Origin of the sequence: Roseomonas sp. GC11 (assembly GCF_024437745.1) — a bacterium.
Classification (GTDB): domain Bacteria; phylum Pseudomonadota; class Alphaproteobacteria; order Acetobacterales; family Acetobacteraceae; genus Pseudoroseomonas.
This window is the reverse complement of sequence record NZ_JANFNY010000098.1, coordinates 1-13,920: the sequence shown is the minus strand read 5'-3', so window position 1 is coordinate 13,920 and position 13,920 is coordinate 1. Positions and strand designations below refer to the sequence as shown.

Here is a 13,920-nt window from a genome sequence, read left to right as displayed (position 1 = left end):
GCCCCCCCACCGCGGCCCGGGCCCCGGCGCCGTGGCGGCTGGCATCATCGGCGGCCTGGCCGTCGGCGCGCTGGTGGGCAGCGCCATCGCCGCCCCGCCGCCCCCGCCGGTCGCCTACTACGCCCCGCCCCCGCCGCCGCCCCGCGTCTATTACGCGCCGCCGCCGGTGGCCTACTATGCCCCGCCGCCGCCCCCGGCCGTGGTCTACGCGCCCCCGCCGGTCGCCTACTACGCGCCGCCGCCGCGCCACTATTACGGCTGGTGAACATGGCAGGCCCGCCTTCCCGGCGGGCCTGGAACCTGTGACGGCGCCGCGCACTTCCTACCTGAAGATCATTCCAGGCAGGAGGACAGCATGTCCGCGACCCGCACCCGCACCGAGACGGCCGGCACCGAGACGGCCCGCACCGAGACGGACAGCCTCGGCACCATCGAGATCGAGGCCGCCCGCTACTGGGGGCCGCAGACGGAGCGGGCCCGCCGCCTCTTCCGCATCGGCACGGAGCGCTTCCCGCGCCTCCTGATCCGCGCCGTCGGCCTGCAGAAGCAGGCGGCGGCCGAGGCCAACCAGGAACTCGGCGAACTCCCCGCCGATCTCGCCGGCCCTATCGCCGCCGCCGCCGCCGAGGTGGCCGAGGGCCTGCGGGATGAGGATTTCCCCCTCCCCGTCTGGCAGACCGGCAGCGGCACCCAGACCAACATGAACGCCAACGAGGTCATCTCGAACCGCGCCAACGAGATGCTGGGCCAGCCGCTCGGCACGCGGAAGCCGGTGCACCCGAATGACCACGTCAATCGCGGCCAGTCCTCCAACGACAGCTTCCCCACCATGATGCACATCGCGGCGGCGGAGGCGGTGACGCAGCGCCTCCTCCCCGCCCTCGGCGTGCTGCGCGCGGCGCTGGAGCGGCGGGCGGAGGAATGGGCCGGTATCGTCAAGGTCGGCCGCACCCATCTGATGGACGCGGTGCCGGTGACGCTGGGGCAGGAATTCGCCGCCTGGGCGGCGCAGGTGGCGCATGGCCAGGACCGGCTGCGCGGCGCCCTGCCGCGCCTGCTGCTGCTGCCGCAGGGCGGCACGGCGGTGGGCACCGGCCTCAACCGCCACAAGGATTTCGACACCGCCTTCTGCGCCCGCATCCGCGCCCTCACCGGCCTCGACTTCCAGCCCAACCCCAACAAGTTCGAGGGCATGGGGGCGGAGGATGCCTTTGTCGAACTGGCCGGGGTGCTGAACACCCTGGCCGTCTCGCTGACCAAAATCGGCAATGATATCCGCCTGCTGGGCAGCGGCCCGCGCAGTGGTTTTTCCGAGTTGTTCATCCCGGCGGACGGGCTGTCCTCCTCCATCATGCCGGGCAAGACCAACCCGACGCAGTCGGAGGCGCTGACCATGGTGGCGGCGCAGGTGATGGGCAACCACACCACCATCACCGTGGCCGGGGCCCAGGGTCACCTGGAACTGAACGTGTTCAAGCCGGTGATCATCCACGCCACGCTGCAATCCATCGCCCTGCTGGCGGATGCGGCGGAAAGCTTCGCCGCCAACATGGTGGACAAGTTGCAGCCGAACCTGCCACGCATCGCGGAAAATCTGGCGAAGTCGCTGATGCTGGTAACGGTTCTGAACCCCCGCATCGGCTATGACAAGGCCGTGGCGACGGCGAAGCTGGCGCTGGCGGAGAACCTGACCCTGCGCGAAGCCGCTGATCGCCTCGGCCATGTACGGCCGGAGGATTTCGATGCCTGGGTGCGGCCCGAGCTGATGGTCACCCCAGGCGCCACCCTGGATGGAGCCGGATGACCGGACGACACCTGCTGAAGCGCTCCTTCACCCTGGCGGGGCATCGCACCAGCGTGGCGCTGGAGGCCCCCTTCTGGTCGGCGCTGGAACGGATCGCCGCGGCGGAGAGCATCACGCTCTCCGCCCTCGTCCAGCGCGTCGACGCCGCCCGCGCCGAGCCCGATATGCCGCTCGCCAGCGCCCTCCGGGTGGAGGCCCTGCTCCGCAGCAGCAAGGAATAACCCCTGGGGAGGCTCCGCCTCCCCAGACCCCTCGGCCGGGGGAACAGGGTTCCCCCGGACCCCGCCATCAGTTTTCGCTATCTGGACGCGGGGTCCGGGGTGGCCGTGCCACCCCGGCGGGGGTCAGGGGGCGGAGCCCCCTGGATCGCCTCAGCGCGCCGCGCGCCAGCGCAGCCAGTCCGCCAGTTCCGGCACCCGGCGCGGCGCCCCCAGCGGCCCGGTCAGCCGCAGCCCGAAGGCCGGCGCATCGCCATCCCGCGTCGCCAGCAACAGGTCCATGCCGCCGCGCGCCAGATCCACCTCGCCCGAGAGCCTGGCCCCCGGCGCTTCCGGCAGGGCCATGCGGCCATTCTCCAGCACCGCCCGGCCGCCTTCCAGCTTCAGCCCCAGCTCGGCCGCCTCGAAGGCGGTCGCACCCTCGGCCAGGGCGGCGCGCAGCCCGGCCTCGGCGGTGGCCAGCCCGTCCCGCTCGCTCGCCGCCTGGGCGGCGCGCAGATCGGTGCCCGACAGCACGCCATCGCGCACCGCCACGCGCCCCGATCCCTCCAGCGTCGCCAGCAGGGCGGCGGGGCTGAAGCCGGCGGCGCGCAGCTCGGCCTCGGCATCGATGCGCCCGGCCGTCAGATCCACCGGCAGCCCGCTCAGCGGCAGGCCGAGCGACAGCCCCGCCAGCCGGCCCTGCACCGCCAGCACCGGCGGGCTGGCCCCGGCCTCCAGCCGCACCGCGCCGTTCAGCCGCCCCCCCATCAGTTGAAACTGAAGATTCTCCAGCGCCAGCACGCGCTCCCGCAGGCGCAGCGTGGCGGCGGCCTGGGCCAGGGCGGGCAGCCCGGCGGGCTCCACCGCCTGCGCGGACAGGGCCAGCTCCGCCTCCCACCCCGCCAGCGCGTCCAGCGCCAGCGGCTCGCGCGAGGCGAGGTCGATCCAGGGCAGCGGCAGGCGCTCCGCCGCCAGCCGCCCGGTCAGGCGCGGCACGCCCTGCGGGCGGGAGAGCGTCACCTGCCCGCCCAGGCGCAGCCCGGCGGCCACAAGGTCGAAGCTCTCCGCCGTCCAGTCCTGCGGCCCCAGCGCCAGCCCGGCGATCAGCGACAGCGAGCCCTCCCCCAGCCAGGGCGGCGGCACCCAGCCGAAGCCCTCGGCCAGCAGGCGCGGCGCGCCGGGGTGGCGCAGCGTCAGCGTGCCGGTGTAGCGCGGCGCCGTCAGGTCCAGCGCGCCATTGGCCTCGGCGCGCAGGTCGCCGAGATCCAGCCCGCCGCGCAGCGCCACGGCATTGACCGGCCCGCTGCCCGAGAGGCGCAGCGCCAGCGGCGCGGCGGCCACCGGCATGCGGTCCGGCCAGGGGCCGGGCAGCAGCGCCAGCAGCGGCCCGGCGGCGGCCGCGCCCACCTCCAGCGCGACATCCGACAGCCGCGGCTGCGCGCCGAACTGCAGCACGCCGGACAGCGCCACATCGCTCTCCGCCACCCGGCCGGAGAGGCGGCGCGCCGTCAGCCGCCCATTCTCCAGCGAGGCATCGGCGGAAAGCCCCTGGATGGCGAGACCGTCCCAGCTGGCCTGCTCGGCGGCGAGGCGCAGATTGGCGTCGAAGCCGGCGAGGCGCTGCTGCCACCCGGCCCAGCCCAGGCCGGAGAGCGTGCCCGGCGCCACCCAGCCATCCAGCGGCAGGCGCTCCAGCGTCAGCCCCAGGCCGAGCGCCGGCCGGGCGCCGAAGCGCCACACCCCGGCCCCCGAGACGCGCCCGCCATCGAGCGTGGCGGTGAATTCGGGGATGGCGGCCTGGGCATCGTCCAGCACCAGGCGGAAGCGGCCCTCCCCGCTGCGCAGGCGGGTGGGGTCCGTGCCCTCCACCGGCAGGCCGAGCGCCTGGAGCGTGGCGCGCAGCGCGCCGCCCTGGAAGCGGATGGCGGCCTCCAGCCGGCCACCGCTCCCTGCCCCTGCCCCTGCCCCTCCCCCGGCGCGTGCCGTGGTGGTGCCGGAGAGTTCCACCTCGGTATCACCGGGCAGCACGGCGCCGACATCGGTGAAGGCCAGCCGCTCCCCCTCCAGGAAGGCGGCGCCGCGCAGGCGGCGCAGCGTCACGCCCCGGAAGGCGGCGGCCTCGGCCGAGAGATCCAGGCTGAAAGGCAGCGGCAGCGCCCCGGCGCCGCGCAGCGCCGCCAGCCAGGGGTCCAGCTCCACCCGCCCGGTGACGAGGGCGACATCCAGCCGCGGCGCCGGGGCGAGGCGCAGCGTGGCGGCACCGCGCGCCGGGCTGCCGGCGAGGTCGAGGGCCAGTTCATCGGCGGTCAGCAGGTCGGCGCTGGCGGAGAGCCGGCCGCGCAGGCGGAAACTGCCCGCCGGGGCCGGCAGCAGGGCGGAGAGATCCGCCCCGCCGCCCTGGAGCGTGCCCTCGAAACCGCCTTCCGGCAGCAGCACGCCGCTGGCCGAGGCGGAGGCGCGCGCGCCGGTCAGCGTCAGCGCCAGGGGGGCGATGCCATCCCAGCCGGCGCGGCCCAGCGTGGTGTCGAATTCCACATCCGTCTGCCGCCAGCGGAAGCGGCCCTGGATGCGCAGCGCCTCGCTGGCCGTGGCGGCGGCGAGGTCGGCCTCCACCCGCTCCAGCGCCACCTGCCCGATGGTGACGCGGGAATCCTGGATGCGGCCCTGCAACCCGGTCAGCCAGGGCGGCGGGCGGAAGGGCTGCCCGCCCGCCGGCACGGGCGGCCAGGGCAGCCGCACCTCGGCACCGACGATGGTGATCTCGCGCGGCTCCAGCCGCAGCCGCAGCAGCGCCGGCAGGTCGAGCCGCAGGCGCAGCGCGCGGGCGCGGACGGAGATCTCGTCCTCCGCCCCGCCGATGGTCACGCCGCCCGCCTCCAGCATGGGCTGCGGCAGCAAAGTGAGCCGCACCGGCCCGGCCAGCGTCACCCGCTGGCCGAGCCGCCCGGCGGCCAGGATGGCCAGCCGGTCGCGGTGCTCGTTCCAGTCCGTCAGGCGCGGGCCATACCAGAGCCCGGCCAGGGCCAGCGGCGGCAGCAGGGCGAGCGCGCCGAGCGCCACCCGCCGGGCCCACCGCCGCCCGCCCGTCCGCCCGTCCGTCCGCCCATCCACCGGGGCTGCCTGCGCCGGGCCTTCCGCCATCAGCCCTCGGCGCGGCCCCAGCCGCCACCGCCGGGGGTCTCCAGCCCCAGCACCTCGCCCGCCGCCAGGGTGGCGCGGTCGCGCCCGCCCATCGGCTGCCGGGTGCCGTCCAGCCGCTCCACCCATTGCCGGCCGGGGGCGCCATCAGCGCCGCCCATCAGGCCATGCGGCGGCACCTCGCGCCGGCTGGCGACGATGATGGCCTGCATCGGCCGCAGGAAGCGGATGCGCCGCCGCGCGCCATCGCCACCGCGCCAGCGCCCGGCCCCGCCGGAGCCCCGGCGGATCGAGAATTCCTCAAGGCGGACGGGGTAGCGCAGCTCCAGGATCTCCGGGTCGGTCATGCGGGTGTTGGTCATGTGCGTCTGCACGGCGGAAGCCCCGGCGAAGCCGGGCCCCGCGCCGACGCCACCACAGACCGTCTCGTAATACTGGTACTGGTCGTCGCCGAACAGGAGGTTGTTCATCGTGGCCTGCGCGCCGGCACAGGCGCCGAGGGCGGCGAGCAGCGCATTCGCCGTGGCCTGCGACACCTCGGTATTGCCGGCGACCACCGCGGCGCCGGGGCGCGGCGACAGGAAGGAGCCCTCCGGCACGATGATGTCGAGCGGCACGAGGCAGCCATCATTCAGCGGGATGTCCTCGCCCACCAGGCAGCGGAAGCAGTAGAGCACCACGGCGCGGGTGACGGCGGGGGGCGCGTTGAAATTGCCCGCGCTCTGCGCGCCCGTGCCGGTGAAGTCGATGGTGGCGCGCCGCGCCGCGCGGTCCACCCGCACGGCGACGCGCAGCGGCGTGCCGTCATCCATCGTGTAGGCGAAGGCGCCATCGGCGAGGCGGTCGAGCACCTGCCGCACCGCCTCCTCGGCATTGTCCATCACGTGGCGCATATAGGCGCGCACGGTGGCGAGGCCGAACTGCGCGATGGCGCGGCGCAGCTCCTGCACGCCGGTTTCGTTGGCGGCGACCTGGGCCTTGATGTCGGCCACATTCACTTCCGGCGCGCGCGCCGGATATGTCGCGCCGGAGAGCAGGGCGCGGAAGGCCTCCTCCTGGAAAACCCCGCCATCCACGAGAAGAAAATCATCGATGACGACGCCCTCTTCCTCCAGCGTCGCCGAGTCGGGCGGGGTGGAGCCGGGGGTCAGGCCACCGATATCGGCGTGATGCCCGCGCGAGCCGACGAAGAACAGGATGTCTTTCTGGTGCTCGTCGAAGACGGGGGTGATGACGGTGACATCCGGCAGATGCGTGCCGCCATTATAGGGGTTGTTCAGCGCCACCACGTCGCCGGGCTTCAGCGTGGCGCCGCGGCTGTCGATGACGGTGCGCACGCTCTGCCCCATGGCGCCGAGATGCACCGGCACATGCGGCGCATTGGCCACCAGCCGCCCCTCGGCATCGAAAATGGCGCAGGAGAAATCCAGCCGCTCCTTGATGTTCACGCTGAGAGACGTGTTCTGCAGCACCGTGCCGGTCTGCTCGGCAATGCTCATGAACAGGTTGTTGAACAGTTCGAGCAGCACCGGATCGGGCCGCGCGGCGGCCTCCGCACCCGTGGCCGCCCCAGGGGTAGCACCAGGGGCAGAATCCAAGGCAGAACCGGCGCGCGGCGTCGTGCGGCGCAGGATCATGTGGTTGAGCGGCGTCACCTCGGCCGTCCAGCCGGGTTCCACCACCGTCGTCGCCGTGCGCTCGCGGATCAGCGCCGGGCCGGCGATGCGGTCCCCCGCCTTCAGCGCGTCGCGGTCCAGCACCGGGGCGTCATGCTCCGCCCCGCCGGTGAAGAGCGGCACGCGGTCCACCACCGGCGGCGCCTCGCCCGCGATGCGGGCGGGCAGGCGCGGCTCGGCCACCGCCTCGCCCGGGGCGATGACCTCGACCACGCAGGCCTCCACCAGCACCGGGCGCTCAGGCGTGGCGAAGCCGAAGCGGCGGCGATGCGCCTCGGTGAAACCGGCCAGCACCGCGTCAAAAGCCCCGAAGGGCACGGGCAGGAAGGCATCCGTGCCGGCATAGCGCAGATGCAGGCGCGGCTCGGCGCGCAGCCGGGCGGGGTCGGCGCCCTGGGCAGCCAGGGCGGCGCGGCCCTCCGCCTCCAGCGTGGCGATGCGCGCGGCAAGCTCCGCCATCGCCGCCGGGTCCAGCGGCGCCTCGATGGCGGCCTCCTGGATCACGCTCTGGTCCGCCAGCCCCATGCCATAGGCGGAGAGCACGCCGGCGAAGGGGTGGATGAACACCGTCTCCATGCCCAGCTCATCGGCCACGAGGCAGGCATGCTGCCCGCCCGCGCCGCCGAAGCATTGCAGCGCGTGGCTGGCCGGGTCGTGCCCCTTCTGGATCGACACCTGCTTGATGGCCTGCGCCATGTTGGCGACGGCAATCCGCAGAAAACCCTCGGCCACGGCGCGCGGGTCCTGCGGCGGCTGGCCGGTGGCGGCGGCGATCTCCGCCGCCAGGGCGGCGAATTTCCCGCGCACCACCGCCGCGTCCAGCGGCTGGTTGGCCTCCGGCCCGAAAATGGGCGGGAAATGCGCGGGCTGGATCTTGCCCACCATGACATTGGCGTCCGTCACCGTCAGCGGGCCGCCGCGGCGGTAGCAGGCCGGGCCGGGCACGGCGCCGGCGCTCTCCGGCCCGACGCGGAAGCGCGCGCCATCGAAGGAGAGGATGGAGCCACCGCCCGCCGCCACGGTGTTGATGGCCATCATCGGCGCACGCATCCGCACGCCGGCCACCACCGTCTCGAAGGCGCGCTCGAACTGGCCGGCATAGAGGGCGACATCGGTCGAGGTGCCGCCCATGTCGAAGCCGATGATTTTTTCCAGATCCGCCATGGCGGCGGTGCGCGCGGCGCCGACGATGCCGCCCGCCGGGCCGGAGAGGATGGCGTCCTTGCCCTGGAAATTCTCGGCGCGCGTCAGCCCGCCGGAGGACTGCATGAAATACAGCGGCACGCCCGGAAGCTGCTCCGCCACCTGCCGCACATAGCGGCGCAGGATGGGGGAGAGATAGGCATCCACCACCGTGGTGTCGCCGCGCGGCACGATGCGCGGCAGCGGGCTGGCCTCATGGCTGAGGCTGACCTGGGTATAGCCGACCGCGCGGGCGATGGCGCCCAGGCGCCGCTCATGCTCCGGCGCCAGCCAGGCATGCATCAGCACGATGGCGACGGCGCGGAAGCCCTCGTCGAAGCCCTTCTGCAACTCGGCGCGGGCGGTGGCCTCGTCGAGCGCCTCGATCTCCGTGCCATCGGCGGCGATGCGGCCGCCGATTTCCACGGCGCGCTCATGCAGCAGCTCGGGCAGGCGGATCTCCAGGTCGAACAGCCGCGGCCGCGCCTGGTTGCCGATGCGCAGCGCATCGGCGAAGCCCCGGTTGACCAGCAGCAGCACCCGCTCGCCCTTGCGCTCCAGCAGGGCGTTGGTGGCCACCGTGGTGCCCATCTTCACCGCCTCGATGGTGCCGGGCGGAATGGCCGCGCCTTCCTCCAGGCCCAGGCAGGCGCGGATGCCCGCCACCGCCGCGTCACGGTAGCGCCCCGGATTCTCCGAGAGCAGCTTGTGGGTGGAGAAGCGCCCCTCCGGGTCGCGCGCCACGATGTCGGTGAAGGTGCCGCCGCGATCGATCCAGAACTGCCAGCCCGCCATGAGCCCTGTCCTTCTGCTGTCGGCGCGACGTTGACGATTTGTCGGTAAATCGTCAACATCCCCGCATGAGCAGCCCCATCGTCTCCGCCGAGCATCTGGCCGCCGGCGCCGCCCCGGCGCTGTCGGAAGTCGAATATGGCCTGAACCTGCTGGGGGCGGCCTATCACCGCTGGATGGTGCACTGCGCCACCGCCGCCGGGCAGCCCGGCCTCTCGGCGCTGGAGGTGGTGGTGGTGAACACCATCCGCCACCGCAACCGCCCCAAGCGCCAGGCCGAGATCGCCCTGGCCCTGGCGATCGACGATGCCCACCTGCTGACCTATGCCCTGCGCAAGCTGGAGCGGCTGGGCCTCATCGCCGCCGGGCGGGAGGGCAAGGAGAAGGTGGTGCGGATGACCGAGCGCGGGCAGGAATTCTGCGCCCGCTATGCCGCCATCCGCGAGGCGATGCTGGCCGGGCCGGTGGCGCAGGGCGGGCCGGAGGCGGCGCGGCTGTCGGAGGTGGCGACACTGCTGCGCAGCCTCTCGGGCTTCTACGAGCAGGCGGCGCGGGCGGCGGCGACGCTGTGAGAAGTATGGATATTTTTTAGAATCTTCTTTTTCTAAAGAAAAAGAAGCAAAAAGACCTTTCCAGGCTGCCGCCGTCTCCCGTCCAGGCGGGACGCTGCACTGAAAAAGTTTTTTGGTTCTTTTTTTCAAAAAAGAACACTTTCCTGAAGCCTCTCTCGCCCCGGACAGATCGAGGTTGTAACGTTAAGCCTCCTGCACGCTGAATGGCGCATAGGTTGCAGCGCCGGGTGTCACACGATTCGGCGACAGGCCAGCCCCGATATGGCATATGCGGGGCAGAGGATCGCGCAGGGGACGAGAACAACCGGGATGAGCCGCGTTTGAGCATCTGGGGCAAGATTCTGGGCGGCATGACCGGCTTCGCCATGGGCGGGCCGTTCGGCGCGGTGGTGGGTGCGGCGCTGGGCCACGCGGCCGATGAAGGCGCGGCCAAGCCGCCGGAGCTGGACGCGCGGCCGGAAGCCATCGCCCGCATCACCAACCGGGACCAGCTGTTTTCCATCAGCGTCATCGTGCTCTCGGCCAAGCTGGCCAAGTGCGACGGCCCCGTGAAGCGGGAGGAGATCGACGCCTTCAAGCGCGCCTTCCGCATCCCGCAGGAAAACCAGCGCGAGGTCGGGCTGCTCTTCGACAAGGCGCGGGAGGATGCCGGTGGCTATGAATCCTTCGCCAACCGGCTGGGCGAGGCCTTCGCCGACAATCCGGCGATGCTGGAGGAGGTGCTCTCCGCCCTGCACCACATCGCCCGCGCCGATGGGCAGCTGACGCGCAACGAGGCCATCTTCCTCGCCCGTGTGCGGCAGAGCTTCCGCCTGGATGACGAGAGCGCGGAGCGCGCCAGCGCCAGCCGCCCGCCGCCCAGCCAGACCCCGGCGGTGGACCCCTATGCCGTGCTCGGCGTCACCCGCAGCGCGACGGATGACGAGGTGCGCCAGGCCTGGCGCCGGCTGATGCGCGAGCACCACCCGGACATCATGGCCGCGCGCGGCGTGCCGGAGGCGCTGATGCGCCGCGCCTCGGAGCGCGTGGCGGAAATCAACGCGGCGTGGGACAGCATCAAGCGGGAGCGCGGGCTGTGAGCCGCGCCGCCGCCGGCCGGGCCGGATCGGGCACGCCCGACCCGCTCGGCTGCCGCGAGCGGCCCAGCCCCAACCACGATGCCCGGCCTGATGGCGTGCCGGTCGATGTGCTGGTGTTGCACTATACCGGCATGCGCAGCGCGGCGGAGGCGCTGGACCGGCTCTGCGACCCCGCGCCGCCGGCACCCCTCCCCCCCGTCTCCAGCCACTATGTGGTGGAGGAGGATGGGCTGATCTGGCGGCTGGTGCCCGAGTCGTGCCGCGCCTGGCATGCCGGGAAGTCCTTCTGGCGCGGCCACAGCCTGCTGAACGGGCGCAGCCTGGGCATCGAGATCGTCAATCCCGGCCATGAATGGGGCTACCGCCCCTTCCCCGCCCTGCAGATGGCGGCGGTGGCGGAGCTGTGCCTGGACCTGCTGGGCCGCCACCCCATCCCGGCGCGCAATGTAGTGGCCCATAGCGACATCGCCCCCGACCGCAAGCAGGACCCGGGCGAGCTGTTCGACTGGGAGGGGCTGGCGGCCAATGGCATCGGCCTCTGGCCGGAGGGGGTGCCGGGCGGCGGCACCTCCCTGCCCGCCGGCGGCGCGGCGCGGGCGGCGGAACTGCTGGGCCGAATCGGCTATCCGCTGGACCCGGCGCGGCCGCACCTCGCCCTGGTGGCCTTCCAGCGCCACTGGCGGCCGGAAGCGGTGACGGGCGAGCCCGATGCGGGCACCCTGGCCCGACTCGAGGCGGTGGCGGAGCTGGCCGAACGCGGCGGCTGATTTTTAACTTTTCATGCACAACCGGGGGTTCCACCCCGTTGACTTGTGCTGCGCTGCGGCGCACATCGGCGCCGCGTCAGACGGCCGGGCGGCCGCTGGTTCCGGGCAGGTCCCGGGGCTGGAGGAAAGTCCGGGCTCCACGGGAATACGGTGCCGGTCAACGGCCGGCGGGGGCGACCCCAGGGATAGTGCCACAGAAATCAGACCGCCGGGCCGGCTTGCCGCCCCGGTAAGGGTGAAACGGTGCGGTAAGAGCGCACCGCGCCCCTGGCAACAGGGGTGGCACGGTAAACCCCACCGGGAGCAAGGCCGAATAGGGGTGGCCGGCGGGAGTTCCGTGAGGGACTCGGCCGCGGGGACGTTCCCGTCCCGCCACCCGGGTTGGCCGCGAGAGGCATGCCGCGAGGCATGTCCCAGAGGAATGGTCGCCTCATCTCCCCGGCATGCCGGAGGGGATGGACAGAACCCGGCTTACAGGCCGTCTGACGCTCTACCCCCCTTCCCTCACAAACCGAACAGTGATCAGACGCAAAGCCCGCTTTGCGCGCTAGAATCATGTTTTTGTTGTCTTTGGGGTGGGGGGTACAACCGGTTTTGCCCTTGCTGCCCAAACTCAACCCATGATATCCCACCTCATCCCATGAACGATCCGTTGCTCGGGGGGGCGAGGGATCCGTGAAGGGGATGGTCGGGTGAGCCGGCGGGGTCGGGGGGCCCTGCCGGCCGCTTACCGGCCGGAGCGCGTGATCACCGCCGCAGGGGGACAGGGCGGCATCGATGACCCGGTTCATGGGCACTCACACCAATCGGCTGGACCGCAAGGGGCGCGTTTCCGTCCCGGCGCCCTTCCGCGCGGAGCTCGCCCGCCTCGGGACCGAGGAGATGGTGCTGCGCCCCTCCCACCGCGCCACCTGCATCGAGGCCTGGCCCCTGCCGGCCTTCGAGGAAATGGCGGGCGGGATCGACCAGTTCGACATCTTTTCCGACGCCCAGGACGACATGGCCGCGGCCCTGTTCGCGGATGCCCACCCCATGCGCCCCGATGGCGAAGGACGGATCATGCTGCCCGAAGAGTTGATTGCCCATGCCGGGCTGGGGGAGACGATCACCTTCCTCGGCCTGGGCCGCATCTTCCAGCTCTGGGAGCCGGAGGCGGCGAAGCGGCATGTGGAGGAATCGCGGGCCCGCGCCCGTGAGCGCGCCCTGACCCTGCCGGCGCTGCGCCCGGGCACCCGCCCGGCGGGGGGCGCGGCATGAGCGGCGGCCATGTCCCGGTGATGCTGGCCGAGGTGCTGGACAACCTCGCCCCGCGCGACGGCGCCACCTATGTGGATGGCACCTTCGGCGGCGGCGGCTATGCCCGCGCCATCCTCGGCCGCGCCGCCTGCAGCCTCTATGCCTTCGACCGCGACCCGGACGCCATCGCCCGCGGCCAGGCGCTGCTGGCCGCCTTCCCGGGGCGCCTGACCCTGGTGGAAAGCCGCTTCGGCGAGATGCAGGACCGCCTGGCCGAGCGCGGCGTCACCGCGCTGGACGGGGTGGTGCTGGATCTCGGCGTCTCCTCCTTCCAGCTCGACCAGGCGGAGCGCGGCTTCTCCTTCCGCTTCGACGGCCCGCTCGACATGCGGATGGAGAAGGCCGGCCCCTCGGCGGCCGATCTCGTGAACGGCCTGCCGGAGGCCGAGCTGGCCGACATCCTGTGGCAGCTGGGCGAGGAGCGGCATTCCCGCCGCATCGCCCGCGCCCTCGTCGCCGCGCGGCGCGAGGCGCCCATCGAGACCACCGGCCGGCTGCGCCAGATCATCCATTCCGTCATGCCGCGCGACCCTTCGGGCATCGACAGCGCGACGCGCTCCTTCCAGGCGCTGCGGCTCAAGGTGAATGACGAGCTGGGCGAGGTGGAGCGCGGCCTGGCCGCGGCGGCGCGGCTGCTGGCGCCCGGCGGGCGGCTGGTGGTGGTGGCCTTCCACTCGCTGGAGGACCGCATCGTCAAGCGCTTCATGCAGCAGGCGGCGGGGCGCGGCCCCGGCGCCTCGCGCCACGATCCCTCGGCCCTGCTCGGCGGGGCCGCGAAGCCCGCCTTCCGGCTGGTGGCCAACAACGCGCAGCGCCCGGGGGAGGCCGAGACATCGGCCAACCCGCGCGCCCGCTCCGCCCGCCTGCGGGCCCTTGAGAAACTGGAGACGGCCTGATGTTCCGCCCCCTGACCGTGGTTGCCATCGCCGCCTTCAGCCTGGTGGGCTGGCACGTCTACCGCGCGGAGGAGGCGGCGACGCAGCTGGACCGCGAGCTGCGCGACCTCAACAAGCGCATCGAGGCGGCGCGCGAGCGCAGCCAGGTGCTGCGCGCCGAATGGGCCCTGCTGAACGAGCCGGAGCGGCTGCGCCAGGTGGCGCAGAAGCACCTGCCGCTGGAGGCGATGCAGCCCACCCAGTTCGTCCGCATGCCGGAGCTGGAGCGGCGCCTGCCGCAGGCGGTGGCTTTCGCCGGGCCGGTGAGCCTGTTCGGCACGGCGCCGAACACGGCGCTGGCGGCGCGCCCGGCCGGTGGTGCCCTGCCCGCCCCGGCGGCCGCCCCCGGGACCTCCCCCGGGACCTCCCCTGGCACTCCCGCCGGCAACATGGCGATGGCCGCCGCCACCGCCGCCGCCCTGGCCGCCGCCACGGCGCCGCGCAGCGTGCCGGCGCCGCTGCCCGCCCCGGCCGTGCAG

At 73.2% G+C, this 13,920-nt stretch carries 9 protein-coding genes, 1 other RNA gene and 2 pseudogenes; 10 read left to right on the top strand and 2 right to left on the bottom strand.

Annotated elements, in window-relative coordinates:
* The 3 genes and pseudogenes from NON00_RS21580 to NON00_RS21570 all read left to right on the top strand — a co-directional run.
* A pseudogene (locus NON00_RS21580) lies at positions 1-265 on the top strand (hypothetical protein); the annotation flags it as partial.
* Positions 266-355: 90 nt separating this feature from the next.
* The gene (locus NON00_RS21575; protein WP_256024817.1) at positions 356-1,804 is read left to right on the top strand and encodes a lyase family protein; all 1,449 of its coding nucleotides are present in this window, start codon (positions 356-358) and stop codon (positions 1,802-1,804) included.
* Entirely contained in the window at positions 1,801-2,025 is a 225-nt protein-coding gene (locus NON00_RS21570; RefSeq protein ID WP_256024816.1) for a ribbon-helix-helix domain-containing protein, read from the top strand. Before NON00_RS21575 ends, NON00_RS21570 begins: the two co-directional genes overlap by 4 nt.
* Before the next feature lie 150 nt (positions 2,026-2,175).
* Here NON00_RS21570 and NON00_RS21565 read toward each other — a convergent pair whose 3' ends face one another.
* Positions 2,176-5,145, bottom strand: a complete 2,970-nt coding sequence (locus NON00_RS21565) for an AsmA family protein (protein ID WP_256024815.1) — start codon at positions 5,143-5,145, stop codon at positions 2,176-2,178.
* The gene (locus tag NON00_RS21560; RefSeq protein WP_256024814.1) at positions 5,145-8,795 is read right to left on the bottom strand and encodes a hydantoinase B/oxoprolinase family protein; all 3,651 of its coding nucleotides are present in this window, start codon (positions 8,793-8,795) and stop codon (positions 5,145-5,147) included. The genes NON00_RS21565 and NON00_RS21560 overlap by 1 nt, the downstream gene beginning before the upstream one ends.
* A 65-nt stretch (positions 8,796-8,860) precedes the next feature.
* On the opposite strand from NON00_RS21560, the gene NON00_RS21555 reads away from it, so the two are divergent.
* The 7 genes and pseudogenes from NON00_RS21555 to NON00_RS21525 form a co-directional block, all read left to right on the top strand.
* Entirely contained in the window at positions 8,861-9,364 is a 504-nt protein-coding gene (locus NON00_RS21555; RefSeq protein WP_256024813.1) for a winged helix DNA-binding protein, read from the top strand.
* Positions 9,365-9,684: 320 nt separating this feature from the next.
* Entirely contained in the window at positions 9,685-10,443 is a 759-nt protein-coding gene (locus NON00_RS21550) for a TerB family tellurite resistance protein (protein ID WP_256024812.1), read from the top strand.
* Entirely contained in the window at positions 10,440-11,210 is a 771-nt protein-coding gene (locus NON00_RS21545) for an N-acetylmuramoyl-L-alanine amidase (RefSeq protein WP_256024811.1), read from the top strand. Before NON00_RS21550 ends, NON00_RS21545 begins: the two co-directional genes overlap by 4 nt.
* A gap of 76 nt (positions 11,211-11,286) precedes the next feature.
* An RNA gene (rnpB, locus tag NON00_RS21540) (RNase P RNA component class A) lies at positions 11,287-11,700 on the top strand.
* A 287-nt stretch (positions 11,701-11,987) separates the two neighbouring features.
* Positions 11,988-12,467 carry a division/cell wall cluster transcriptional repressor MraZ gene (gene mraZ, locus NON00_RS21535; protein ID WP_256024810.1) on the top strand — a complete coding sequence of 160 codons (480 nt, stop codon included), beginning with the start codon at positions 11,988-11,990 and terminating at the stop codon, positions 12,465-12,467.
* Positions 12,464-13,402: a 16S rRNA (cytosine(1402)-N(4))-methyltransferase RsmH gene (rsmH, locus tag NON00_RS21530; RefSeq protein WP_256024809.1), complete on the top strand. Its 939-nt coding sequence runs from the start codon at positions 12,464-12,466 to the stop codon at positions 13,400-13,402. Before mraZ ends, rsmH begins: the two co-directional genes overlap by 4 nt.
* Positions 13,402-13,920: pseudogene (locus NON00_RS21525) on the top strand (hypothetical protein); the annotation flags it as partial. The gene rsmH and the pseudogene NON00_RS21525, both read left to right, overlap by 1 nt.

Coding starts and splice junctions, on each gene's coding strand:
- NON00_RS21560 (WP_256024814.1), bottom strand. CDS start 8,795: ATGGCGGGCTGGCAGTTCTGGATCGATCGCGGCGGCACCTTCACCGAC.
- NON00_RS21575 (WP_256024817.1), top strand. CDS start 356: ATGTCCGCGACCCGCACCCGCACCGAGACGGCCGGCACCGAGACGGCC.
- rsmH (WP_256024809.1), top strand. CDS start 12,464: ATGAGCGGCGGCCATGTCCCGGTGATGCTGGCCGAGGTGCTGGACAAC.
- NON00_RS21555 (WP_256024813.1), top strand. CDS start 8,861: ATGAGCAGCCCCATCGTCTCCGCCGAGCATCTGGCCGCCGGCGCCGCC.
- mraZ (WP_256024810.1), top strand. CDS start 11,988: ATGACCCGGTTCATGGGCACTCACACCAATCGGCTGGACCGCAAGGGG.
- NON00_RS21565 (WP_256024815.1), bottom strand. CDS start 5,145: ATGGCGGAAGGCCCGGCGCAGGCAGCCCCGGTGGATGGGCGGACGGAC.
- NON00_RS21570 (WP_256024816.1), top strand. CDS start 1,801: ATGACCGGACGACACCTGCTGAAGCGCTCCTTCACCCTGGCGGGGCAT.